The sequence below is a fragment of the Candidatus Uabimicrobium helgolandensis genome (genome assembly GCF_041508025.1).
GTDB lineage: Bacteria > Planctomycetota > Uabimicrobiia > Uabimicrobiales > Uabimicrobiaceae > Uabimicrobium > Uabimicrobium helgolandensis.
In genome coordinates this window covers 7163624-7176060 of the sequence record NZ_CP165719.1, presented here as the reverse complement: position 1 = coordinate 7176060, position 12437 = coordinate 7163624, and the positions used below count along the sequence as shown (strand labels likewise).

The following is a 12437-nucleotide window of genomic DNA, read 5'->3' as shown; positions in this document are numbered from 1 at the left end:
CGGTATGAATTTTGCATATTTCTTATTGAAGTAAGTGGCAAAAGATAGAAGATACTATAACCGCTGTTAATGAGGACAACATGATGAAAGATTACTATGATATTCTCGGAGTTAGTAAGGATTCGAGCGGTCAGGATATAAAAAATTCCTATCGCAAATTAGCAAAGAAATATCATCCTGATAAAAACCCAGGTGATGAAAAAGCAGAGAAAAAATTTAAAGAAGCTGCTGAAGCATATGAAATTCTTTCCAACGATGAAAAACGCCAAAAGTATGACCACATGAAAGAAGGTGGATTTCAAAATTTTGGTGGCGGAGGATTTGATGGTTTTTCTGGGGGAGGAATGGATTTAAACGATATTTTGAATTCATTTTTTACAAATGGTGGCCAAGGAGGAGGAGGGTTTAATAATCGCAGACGGAGACCTAGTCCTCGTAAAGGGGGTGATATAGAGGTTAAGTTAGATGTTCCCTTTATTGTTGCTGCAAAAGGTGGCAAATCTAATATGAAAATTGGCCAAAATCGCCAAAAAACAATAGCGGTGAATATACCGGTGGGTGTAGAAACAGGGCAGAAAATAAAAATCGCTGGAGAAGGCCAGCAAGGATCTCATGGCGGACGACCAGGAAATCTTTACATTGAAGTAAATGTATTGGAACATAAAATATTTAGTCGCGAGAAAAGTAATTTAATTTGTGAAAAAGAGATTAGTTTAAAAGAAGCTCTTTTAGGAACAAGCGTGACAGTACAAACGTTAGATAAAGAATTAGAATTGAAAGTTCCGCCGTGTACACAACCTGGTGCAACTCTTCGCGTGAAAAAACATGGGATAAAGACGTCTCGTGATGCAGGTGATTTGCTAGTAAAATTTAAGGTTCGTTTGCCAGAGGAATTAAGTGAAGATCAGAAAAAAACTATTGAGGAATTATTCTAGTGGTTTTCAATATTGCAGGAAAAGTGGCAAACTTTTCCTGCGGCATTCTTGGTGTGAATATTCTACTGTTGTAGCCATTTTTCAATAGCAATTATGTTGAGAAGTGCTCTTTCGCAAAGTGAGGACTTAATGATGTATTCTTGTTCTTTACCTTCTTCTGGTTTGTGAATAGAGCAGTGATCGTTTGCTCCAATAGGACCCAATCCGTCTACTGTGGGGGCTATTTGCCAAAAAAAGGAACCATCGCTTGCACCAGCACGAGGTTTGGGGTGTATTTGTTGTCCTAAGTCTTGGCCAGCCTTTACAAAAATGTTTGCTAGTTTGTCACTGCTAGGGTTTTCTGGCCAACATGGATACGACGGCATTTGTCTAATAATGGTTTGGCATTTGAAGTCACCACTGCGGCTTTTGACAATACCTTTCCCTGCGAACTTGTGTATGAAATCTACAGCATAGTCGAAGTCTTGTTGTGTTTTTGTGCGAATATCTATGTAACAGTACGCATGGTCAGGAACACGATTGATTGCTATTCCTCCTTGGGCCTCACCGATGTTAAAGGTTAAACCTTTTTTATAACATGTTTCTTGTTCAATTTTTACTATGTTATGGGCTAGTTCAAGCAAAGCATTTGCTCCGCGATGATGATCAGTCCCCGAGTGAGCTTGGCGACCGATAGTCTCCATATAAAACCTTGCAACTCCTTTGCGCGCTGTTACAATGTTGCTGCCATTTACTTCCTCACCTCCTGCTTCATAGACTAGTACAGCTTTTGTCTCATTATTTACAAATTCCATTGCGCGCTCTGCGAATTCATCAGTTCCTTCTTCTTCGCGGGCATTGAGAAAAACATTCCAAGTATACTTTTCAAATAACTGTGGGTTTTTTTCCTTTAGCGTTTTTAGAACCATGAATATAACAATAGTGCCACCTTTTATATCGCACACTCCAGGACCGTAAAGTCTTTCCCCTTCTTCGCGGAGGAAGAAATTATTGCTTTTTTCTTCTTGTTCAGAGTAGACTGTATCAAGATGCGATACTAGAGCTATATTTTCTTTGCTCTTACCTTGGTGAGTCAAGAAGACATAGTCGCCGTATGTGGGATCTATTTTGGAAGGAAAGATTTGCGCTGTAAATCCTAGTAAAGCAAAAAGATCAATACATTTTTTTCCTACGACATTCACACCGTGAGCATTTTTAGTTTGTGAATTGATGTTGACAAGCTCGTACAAGAATTGAAAAGATTGGTTTTCTATTTGTTCTAAATATTGTTTGTATGTTTCTGTTTTATTCATGAAAATTACCTAAAAAAAAGTTTGTTGTATGTCGAACTTAAGTAGCTGTGGGGATTTGGTAATTATTTGGTGTTTTTTACTTAGCTGCGCAGCAAAATAGATTGCTGTATCTATCGCGAGGTTGGACTGTGGTTGGTGTACAAAGAAGTAAATATTTTCGACACCATTTGTGCTCCAGTAATGAATGCGCTCTATCCAGTGGTCTAAACGTTGGTAATCGCTGTTGTGTAAATTATTGCCCACAAAACGAATCACTGCTGTATTTGTGGTGACACGTTGATGTAAGACATCGCGTCTGCCAGCAACATCAGTAATCACCATCGATACTCCTCTCTTTTCCAGTTCACAAAATGTTTCTGTTGCTTGCTTCGAAGAGGAAAACCACTGTGGGTGGCGAAATTCGATTGCCAATGGCAAAGGAAATTCAGAGATGTACTTTGTCAGAATTTGGCTACGGCTTGGATTAAAACTTGGTGGTAAGACTAAAAAGCAAATACCAAGATACTCTTTCCACAGAGAGATAGTTTCTGTGAATTGTTGCGTAGTTTTTTCAGCGTTTACCATTTGATGTTGATGACTGATTTGCGCTGGAATTTTGGGGCAAAATTTAAAACCAGGTTGCGTTTTGTTTTTCCATCCTTGTATAGTTTCTTGTTTAGGGATGGCATAATAGGTACTATTCAATTCTATTGTGGAAAAATTTTTACTATAATATGTTAAATATTCATTGTTTTTTGTTTTGGGAGGATATATTTTCTCAACAAAATTTTTATCTGCCCAAGCAGGGCAACCTATGTATATATTAGGTTGTTTTCCTTTTGATAAACGATTAAAGAACTGCTCATTATCTACATGGTCTTGAGGCATTGAAAAATCTATTTTTTCGACATTATCTACTTTTCCAAAGTCCATAAATTCCTCGTGCTAGCAGTAAATAAAAATTTGCATTTCAATAGGCCCATTTGGGCCACTTATTTTTGACAAAACAGGATGATAAAATGAAGGAAAAAGACGTCATACTCAAAAAAATTGAAACGATTTGGAAGGCTACTCTTTGCGGAGATGAGCTACCTTCGAGTACGATTAAGTGCGATTATATCGAACTACGCGAAACTACGCCAGAAATATTTAGTGGTGAGCAACAAAACACACTGCTAGAAGAACGCCAAACTCTAATAGAAGAGAGTCAGACTCTAATAGAAGAGAGTGATGGAACATCTCAAAAGCATTCTGGTTCGCTTAACGACTTTGAAGATTTCGAAGTGGTGGGGGAATTAGGGCGCGGAGGAATGGGGATTGTATACCTGGCACGGCAGAAATCTCTTAATCGCGAAATAGCTCTTAAAGTGATTTCGCCAAAACAAAATCATAATGAAATGCAGAAACGCTTTATTTCGGAAGCGATTGTTACTGCTGATCTTGATCATCCAAATATTATTCCTATCCACGCTCTTAGTAAAGGAGCCACTGGACAAGTTTCTATCGCTATGAAAAAAGTAAATGGTATATCGTGGGGACAACTTCTGCATCCAGAAACTCCAGGCGAGATAGAACGCAGTGAAAAAATGGAGTTGTTTGATCATTTAGATATTTTGTGTAGAATTTGTGACGCGGTAGCATATGCCCATTCCCATAAAATTATTCATCGTGATTTGAAACCCGAAAACATTATGATTGGAGACTTTGGTGAAGTTTTGGTTATGGATTGGGGAATTGCTTTAGATATTTCTGAGAAAAAGACCTCCAAAACACTTCACCGTAGTGAAATTCAGGGGCCTGAAGGAACACCTCTTTATATGGCCCCTGAAATGGCATTAAATCATATCGATGATATTGGAGTGGCTACAGATGTGTATTTGTGTGGTGCTATGTTATATGAAGTTCTATATGGTGTTCCGCCACATCATGGAAAAACAGTGATGGAAATTTTGTGCCATGCTGCTGAAGGTGGTATTCCTAAAACGGCAAGCTCTTATTTTGATTTAGATAAAATCGTTTGTAAAACGTTAGCGCATGATCCTAAAGAACGATTTTCATCCGTTTTAGATTTGAAAGAAGAGATACAACAATTTGTACGTCACTATGATGCGATGAGTATAGTTGATAATGCTGTGGACCAGCTTAACGAATTAGAACACAAGGATACTGTTACTAACCAGGATGTTTATATTACCGGAGATGAAATATACAATTGTTTCTTACAGGCACTGAAAATACAAAAGAACAATAAAATAGCCACTGATGGCATTGTAAGAATCACAAGGTTACAAGCAAAATGGGCGCAAAGACATGAAGATCTGAACATGATAGAACTTTATATTGGCAGGTTAAATCAACTAGAAAACAAGCCTGAAGACGAATTACAAAAAATGGAAAACAGGTTACATACTCTTCGTGGCTTTCGTAAAAATATAATGTATACACTTGTTGCGATCTTTATTTTCTGGGGAATAGTTTCTTTTGTAAAAGAATCGATAGCAGAGGAAAATCGCATCTCTGATTTGCTATTGAAGTATCAAGATAAATCTAGAGAATTGTTGAAAAGATTTCATTTTGCGCAACAAAAAAATGATGTTCAGTCTGTTGTTAAAGTTGCTAAGGATATGAAGAAGATTCACGTTGAAATGAAACATCTTGCAGCGCAGACAGAAAAAATTAAAGAAATAGGTGGAATTAGTTTAGCTACTTTGCGTTACAACATTACCTATTTATATTTTCAAATGGGAAATTATCAGGATGCTGTTACCCTTTTGAAGGAAGAGCTAGATGAGGTAAAGTCGAATGAAAAGTTTACAATACTAAATTTTCTTCAGCAAAACAATATTGTTTTACCTAATAATACAATTCCACTACTTGAAAATCGTAAGTTAGATGTTTTGTTTCGTAATATTTGTTATTTGGCTGATAGTGCTGTTTGTTCCGTTGAGGTACTTGATAAAATTTGGCGTCACTGCTGTGAAGTTTCAGAGCAACAAATTAGTAAAAGGTTAGAAGATGCTTGCTCTGCTGCTTTTTTGTGCTTATCGGCGAATTCCAATAGATTTGATAATAAAAAGGAATTGAAGAAAGCCCAACAGCTAGCATTACAGATCGATTTGCCAGTTGACTTGTGGCATTTATTGTCTTTTACAGATAACGGTGATTCTTTAGCGGTAGAAGCACAACAAAGCCCATTGAAACTAGAAAAAAAACAAGGACGTATTTGGGGAACTAATTTACTAAAAAACAAAGTATGGTTTTTTCCGCCGCAGAATTTGGATATAAGTATTTGTAATTTCTTATTTTTTCCAAGAAAAAAACAAGTGTGTGTTGGAAGTGATTTTTCCCTTTTCGTGTTAAATTCAGATAATGGTAATATACTGCACCGTTATAGGCTACCACATCGCGTTCGTTACTTGTCTTATATAGATAAAAGTAGTTTTGCTCTAGAAATGTCTAGCTCTAGTATGGCTGAAGAGGGGTATCGTGCTATTTTTGATGTCGATGATCAAAAATTTGTGACACCTTTGGGGATTTGCGATGAGACTCTAATGCTTGTAACCTCTAGATCTCGTGAGGCTAATCAGCTTCTTGCTAACAGGGGTTTTACTATTTTTGCGACAGATATGTTTGAAAATAAATGGCCCGAGACGCGAGAAAATATAGTTGCTCTCGAGAGGTATGTGGACGAACTTTTAGAATTTGATAAAGAAAATATATGGTACTCTTTGGCAAAAGCAATTGCTTTGAAGAATAAACAACAAAATGATAAAGCTCTTAAGCTTGTTGAAAAGATTACGTCACAACAGGATGTACATTTCAACGAGTATCTTCTTCTTGGGTTATTCTGCAATTTTTACAATCTTACTGAGTTTGAGAGTATATTTTATGAAAAAGCGACTTCTATACAGGTTAAGAGTTTACATAATCCCAATCTCGATGTTTTCTTTATTTCGTCTGTAAATTGGTTCTTTAAGAAACTAGGAGATCATTATTTTAAAACAGGACAATACGAAAAGGCTTTTTCATTATTAGAAGTTTCGCGCGATTTTTTTGGATTTAGCGAAGGAGATTACTACTTATATTTATTCCTTGCTAAATGGGCAAAAAATAATAATTTTCCGCAAAAAGCAGAAAAATTTACCAAGCTTTATCGTGAATCGCGTTTTGCAGGTGGTGGTTTAATGGGGACCTCAATTGATTTACAGTTCGCAGATTTTTTAATTTTCTTTAATAGCTTTTTTTCTTTTTTATTGCTTGGTTGGATTTTTTATATGTGGTATCGCGCTCGTGTCTCGCGTATATCCGATTTAGAATCAATTGGTTACCATAATATTTTTCTACGTAATATGGCTTTTTTAGCCAATCCATTCACTAGAGCGCGTTATACTTTTATTACTTACCTAAATCGCAGTGAACGTTTGTGCCTATGTTTTTTTATTCTCTTGTACTTTATTGGAGCGATTTTTCTATCGGCGATTGTAGCTAATACTGGAAAAACCGCTAGCTTACCTAACTCTCTCGGGAATGGCTATATGGGAGGGAAAGGATCTTATTCCTATTTACAAAAACTCGAAGGTAAGATGAATGAAACGACCTGGACTCTTCTTATGGCAGAAGCGGAATATCAAAGAGGTAATACTAAAAAAGCGGTGGCTCGTTGGCAAAAAACCACTCATCCGATTGCAAATAATAATTTAGGTGTTTTTTATAGCGAATCAGACCCAGAAAAAGCACGCTTGTATTTCGAGAAAAATCAAGGCACACTATACGAAAATTTAACTAAGGTTAACCTAGCTATTCTTAACAAGAAGGCGGTTAGCAGTGAATTAATGAATTCATTACCAAATATCTACCAGAAGCATTTACGAATTTTTTCACGAAGATGCTTAATTGCTTTTTGTACAAATTCTATGTTTACTTCAATAACTGTAGAAGAAGGGAATTTTATTTTTCGCGCGCTTAAGTTGATCTTTGTAGCTGGTAACGGTGTTGCGGAAATAGGAGAAGATGTTTCTTTTTTGGTTCCTATGACGGTGGGGTATTCTTTTATAGGTAGTCTGTCGAGATTAGAATGGGGATCAGTAGTAATTCTTGTTTTTACTTTAATCGGGCTTTTCTCTAATGAACGTGAAATTCACAAGCAAAGTGAGTCGTTTTTATTTGTAGACAAAATGTTATTGTATTTTGGACATTTGACTCCTGGTTGGGTTTGGACAGTAAAAAGAGAAGGATTATATAGTTTTTTAGGTTTTTTGCTTTCGATTATTTGCTTTTGTAGTTTTGCCTTAGTGTATTTTAATGGTGGAATTTTGAGCTCTATTGCTTTTCCGACATTACCATTTATTGACTCTTTAGATTACTTTCAGCCGTGGTATTTATCCTTGTATTACAAAGTATCTGTTGTTGTACTTGTGTTGCTTATGTGGTTTTCGATAAAGAGCGCTTTGCAAGAAAAAGAAGAATCGTTTGAATATGTAATTGTGAACGAGTAGAGCGTGTTGATATTTGAAAATAAGGTATTTAGCTGCCAAAATATCTGTCGAGATATTTTGGCAGTTTTTTCTACAAGTTATCTAATACAAAATTAGTCATCAATTGGTATAGATGAAGCCTTTGCCATGGATGACGAATTCCATGACGCGAGCGTGGATAAAGCATTAGTGAGAATTTTTTGTTAGCTTTTTGAAGTTCATATATAAATTGTATGGTATTTTGCATGTGAACATTATCGTCTATTGTCCCATGTATGAGTAGTAAATTACCATGTAGATCTTTGGCTTTTTGTACAGGAGAGCTCTTTAAATATCCTTTTTCGTTATTTTGTGGCATTGCCATATAACGCTCTGTATATATCGAATCATAGTCGCGCCAATCGGTAACAGGAGCTCCTGATATTCCAACTTTGAAGCTTTTGCTATTGGTAAGGGCGTAACTTGTCATATAGCCACCATAACTCCAACCCCATAATCCAATTCTCTCGCCGTCAATATAAGACTTTTGTTTTAACCAAGATAAACCATCTTCTAAATCGCGGAGCTCTAATTCCCCAAAATTGCGATATACTTGCCAGGTATACTTCATACCACGTGCACTTGCTGTTCGATTGTCACAAATCCAAATAATGTAACCTTTTTGCGCTAACATTTGATGCCAAAGATATTGGCTTCCACGCCAAGAATTCCTTACTGAAGGAGCGTGTGGACCACTGTAAGTATAGCAAAATACCGGATATTTTTTGTTCTTATCGAACTTTGGTGGCTTAATCATGAGTGCATCCATGACAAAGCCGTCTCTGGTTTTAACCTTGTGGAATTCTGTTTTTCCCCATGTATACTTAGCTAAATTTTTGACTTTACCAACAGCAAGTTTTTTTAATTCTTTACCATTGTTGTCGTATAAACGCAGTTGTGTTGGCGTATTGACATTGTTCCAGTAATCGAAAAAATAACTAAATTTTGGACTAAAAGAAGTACGGTGATTACCTGCAAAAAGCGTGAGTTTTGTGATATTTCCATCCATATCACAATAATAACTATTGTCAGCAATAGAGCTGTCTTTGTTCGCAGAAAAGTAAATGCGTTTTTGCTGAGAGTCGTATCCGTAAAGTCTTTTTATTTCCCAGTCACCTTTAGTAATTTGTTTTACTAAGGTTCCATCAGTTTTATAATGGTAAACATGTTTGAAGCCACTGCGATCACTAGACCATAAGAACTCATCATTTGCTAACCACGTAGGTTGCTCATTTACACGTACCCAGGCGGGAGATGTTTCGCGAAGAACGGTTGTAGATTTTCCTGTGGCACTTTTGGCAATATTAAAATCAAGCCAAGTTTGTTCACGGTTTTGTAGTTTATAAAAAACATGTTCGTTATCTGGTAACCAACCGACCTGAACAATTAAAAATTCTTGTGCTTGGTATTTGAAAGTATTGACCCACTTTGTTGTACCTCCAGCAATATTTATGACCCCTAAACGCACACTTGGGTTAGGATCACCAGCTTTAGGGTAAGAAGTCACTTCTAAATTACCGCGGTAAGGGATGTGATCAATCACTGTAAATTTGTTTACTGGTGTTTCATTTAGTTGTAGATAAGCTATTTTAGTGCTATCAGGGCTCCACCAATATCCCTTGAAATTACCACGGCCATAAATTTCTTCTTGGTATACCCAGTCTAGGCAAGCATTAAATAGATTTTCATTACCACCAGTGGTTATGGATCGAACGTGTTGTGTCGCAATGTCTACAACATACAAATCGTTGTTTTTGATAAAACTCACAAAGTTACCATCAGGACTAAAATGAGCTACTCTTTCGCGTTGGGCGGACTGGGTAAGACGTATAGCTTTTTCACTGTTTAACTTATAGTAAAATAAATCATTGAAAGCGCTAACAAGCATTGCCGTTCTGCTTTTGTTAAATGTATGAGAACTTTGGGCAATTTTTTTGGCTTGAGTACCGGTGATACCTGGAAGTGTAGAGAAAGCCTTTGCCATTTTTTCTACACTGTAGTAGAGAGCTGTTTTTTTTGATTTTATATTGTGGGTGTACCACTGATGTGTAGAAGTTTCCTTGTTGTGTTTTCTTTCTAGATATTCACTATCACTTAGCCAAGTTACTGTGGGGACATTGCTACTGAAACTGACTTTTTTTTTGGGATGATAGATATCTTCAAGTGTGAGGGTTTGGGCATGTAAATTACAATACAAGCATATACATAACCACAACATAATGTTTTTACTCATGTAAATCTCCTGTTTTTTTATGGCAAAATTTGCTAATATACGCAGCAAAAAGCTGATTAGGATTTGAGGTGTTTTATCAACTAGTAAACCCATCGAGTATACAATTTTGTATTTAAGCAAGTCGCAAAAAGTTTTTAAGAGCACGCAGCTTGCCTTTGAGTATCATAACGGCGTTGAGCCTTCAGTTACATAGCCGCAGTTATGTGCCTCTCAGGTTCTCCTTGCTCTGACACTCAAATTCTACGCTGACTTGAAACGTGCTTGAAAACTTTTTGCGACTCACTTAAGTAGCGGGTTGTTTGATATCCAGTATACAAATTATTCAGGTGAGCACAATGACGAAAATATACGATACTATTATCATCGGGGCAGGTATTTCGGGGTTAATTGCAGCAACACAGTTACAGAAGGCAGGTAAAAATACTATTGTTGTGGATAAAGCACGCGGAGTAGGAGGGCGTATGGCTACACGTCGCTTTGCAGAAGCTACTTTTGATCATGGAGCGCAATTTTTTACAGTACGCAGTTCGGAATTTGCAAACTTTATTCGCGAAGCTGAAAAACAAAATGTTGTGCGTAAGTGGTGCAGCGGTTTTTTGTATGGTGAAAAAAATAATGAGGTAGTACTTCGCGATGATGGTTATCCACGTTATTGTGGAACTAAAGGTATGACAAGTCTTGCTAAAATGCTTTCTACTGATTTAGAAATAAAATTACAAGAAAAAATAGAGAGCGCCAATTATAATGGAAATTGGCATGTTCACGGAACGCAAGAGTATGTTGGTAAATCAGTTATCATGACTGCTCCGATTCCGCAATCGTTAGCTATTTTAAAAGATGTTGATTTTGATGGTAGAGAAGCCCTTACTAATATTGAATATACGCCGTGTTTTGCTATAATGGTAAAAATGAGTGCGCCTTCAAATATCCCTCAGCCAGGCGGAATAAAAAATATGAGTGCAGATATTGAATGGATAGGAGATAATACTCAGAAAGGTATTTCTTCTAAGCCAAGTATTACCATTCACGCCACTGCAGATTTTACCCAAAAAAATTGGGACTCTGATTTTGACGAAGTGGCAAATATATTACTGCAACAAGCACAAAAGTGGTTAAACGGTGACATGGATAGTTATCAAGTTCATCGTTGGCGTTACTGCGGTCCAAAAAACGTATATCCACATAAATGCTTTACTGCAAAGAATCTTTCACTGGTGATGTGTGGAGATGCTTTCGCCGGACCTAAAGTAGAAGGAGCATTTCTTTCTGGTATTGCTGCTGCACAAGCTACGCTGTACTAGTGTTAACTAACTCATTTAACCGGCTTTGCCAATACTAGAAGGTTTGATAGGAAAAAACAATGGAATTACTTCAAGATAAAGTAGCATTAGTAACAGGCGCTTCAAGTGGTATTGGTCGTGAAATCGCAAAAGACTTAGTTGCAAAAGGTTGTAAAGTAGTCGCCTGCGCAAGGCGCTACGAACGATTGCAGAAATTACGCGAAGAAGTCAGCGCCCCTGAACGCATGGATATTATAAAAGTAGACATGCGGGAAGAACAAGAAATACACGATATGTTTTCACAGATCAAAGAAAAATGGGGTGGAGTCGATATATTAATTAACAACGCTGGTATTTCTCATAGATCAGCACTTATTGATGGTGATACTAAGTTGTGGAGTGAAATGCTAAATGTAAATGTATTAGCACTATGCATTTGTACACGCGAAGCGATACAACAAATGCAGGAAAAGGAAGTAGATGGACACGTTCTCCACGTATCATCGATGGCAGCACACCGTGTTCCACCTGGAGGAGGAATCTACGCCGCTACAAAACACGCTGTCAAGGCTCTTACTGAATCGCTACGCAAAGAACTACGCGTCGCAGGAAGTAATATTCGCATAACCTCGATTAGCCCTGCACTAGTAAAAACAGCGCTTATGAGTGATTATTTAAAAGACAAAGAGGCTAGTAACCTGTTTTCAAAAACAAAAGTCTTGGATTCTAAAGACGTAGTTTCTGCGATTATCTACGCTCTTACTCAACCACCGCACGTACAAGTTCATGATATTCTACTACGCTCTGTTCATCAAATTACCTAAGAGTAAAACTACTCAAGTCCCCGACTTCTAGTTGGGGATCAGCGACAGCAATTTATAACCCAATTTCTCAACCAATTGTTTTAGTTATGAAAACAATTGATAGTGATTTCGAGAGAAGACTCTAATAAAGTAATTTAACTAGGGAATGTCGTCAATTAGCTACCAGTAATTATCGCAATTATAGCGGTATAGGCTACATCTAGAATTATTGTCAAAGTCACGTGTTTTCATGAAATAAATGAAAAGATAGTTGCGTTTTTCTACAGCAATAATATTACTACATGTTATAATTTCTATATTAGGGCGTGTCATCATTCAATACAGATAAAAATATAACGGATTCATTTAATGATACGCCAGTAGTATTGAGCCCGAGCCCGT

General features: G+C 37.0%; 7 protein-coding genes. 4 read left to right on the top strand and 3 right to left on the bottom strand.

All coding sequences use genetic code 11. From position 1 onward, the window contains the following. Positions 1-80: 80 nt before the first annotated feature. Positions 81-935 (top strand): DnaJ C-terminal domain-containing protein, encoded by an 855-nt coding sequence (locus UABHE_RS26550; protein WP_372366339.1) that lies wholly within the window; start codon positions 81-83, stop codon positions 933-935. 62 nt (positions 936-997) lie between these two features. Here UABHE_RS26550 and UABHE_RS26545 read toward each other — a convergent pair whose 3' ends face one another. After that, positions 998-2227 carry a M20/M25/M40 family metallo-hydrolase gene (locus UABHE_RS26545; RefSeq protein WP_372366338.1) on the bottom strand — a complete coding sequence of 410 codons (1230 nt, stop codon included), beginning with the start codon at positions 2225-2227 and terminating at the stop codon, positions 998-1000. A 9-nt stretch (positions 2228-2236) separates the two neighbouring features. Next, the gene (locus tag UABHE_RS26540; protein WP_372366337.1) at positions 2237-3139 is read right to left on the bottom strand and encodes a DUF72 domain-containing protein; all 903 of its coding nucleotides are present in this window, start codon (positions 3137-3139) and stop codon (positions 2237-2239) included. 86 nt (positions 3140-3225) lie between these two features. On the opposite strand from UABHE_RS26540, the gene UABHE_RS26535 reads away from it, so the two are divergent. Continuing rightward, complete coding sequence (locus UABHE_RS26535; protein WP_372366335.1) at positions 3226-7701, top strand: protein kinase; 4476 nt, start codon at positions 3226-3228, stop codon at positions 7699-7701. Between the two features lie 70 nt (positions 7702-7771). On the opposite strand, the gene UABHE_RS26530 is transcribed toward UABHE_RS26535, so the two are convergent. Further along, a complete protein-coding gene (locus tag UABHE_RS26530) occupies positions 7772-9952 on the bottom strand; it encodes a S9 family peptidase (RefSeq protein WP_372366333.1) in 2181 nt (726 codons plus the stop codon). Between the two features lie 335 nt (positions 9953-10287). Here UABHE_RS26530 and UABHE_RS26525 point away from each other — a divergent pair, with 335 nt between their 5' ends. Then, a complete protein-coding gene (locus UABHE_RS26525) occupies positions 10288-11253 on the top strand; it encodes an NAD(P)/FAD-dependent oxidoreductase (RefSeq protein ID WP_372366331.1) in 966 nt (321 codons plus the stop codon). 59 nt (positions 11254-11312) lie between these two features. Further along, positions 11313-12056, top strand: a complete 744-nt coding sequence (locus UABHE_RS26520; RefSeq protein WP_372366329.1) for an SDR family NAD(P)-dependent oxidoreductase — start codon at positions 11313-11315, stop codon at positions 12054-12056. Positions 12057-12437 lie beyond the last annotated feature (381 nt).

What these genes read in the sequence shown, in the direction of transcription:
- UABHE_RS26540 (WP_372366337.1), bottom strand. Translation starts at nt 3,139, where the DNA reads ATGGACTTTGGAAAAGTAGATAATGTCGAAAAAATAGATTTTTCAATG.
- UABHE_RS26550 (WP_372366339.1), top strand. Translation starts at nt 81, where the DNA reads ATGATGAAAGATTACTATGATATTCTCGGAGTTAGTAAGGATTCGAGC.
- UABHE_RS26530 (WP_372366333.1), bottom strand. Translation starts at nt 9,952, where the DNA reads ATGAGTAAAAACATTATGTTGTGGTTATGTATATGCTTGTATTGTAAT.
- UABHE_RS26535 (WP_372366335.1), top strand. Translation starts at nt 3,226, where the DNA reads ATGAAGGAAAAAGACGTCATACTCAAAAAAATTGAAACGATTTGGAAG.
- UABHE_RS26525 (WP_372366331.1), top strand. Translation starts at nt 10,288, where the DNA reads ATGACGAAAATATACGATACTATTATCATCGGGGCAGGTATTTCGGGG.
- UABHE_RS26520 (WP_372366329.1), top strand. Translation starts at nt 11,313, where the DNA reads ATGGAATTACTTCAAGATAAAGTAGCATTAGTAACAGGCGCTTCAAGT.
- UABHE_RS26545 (WP_372366338.1), bottom strand. Translation starts at nt 2,227, where the DNA reads ATGAATAAAACAGAAACATACAAACAATATTTAGAACAAATAGAAAAC.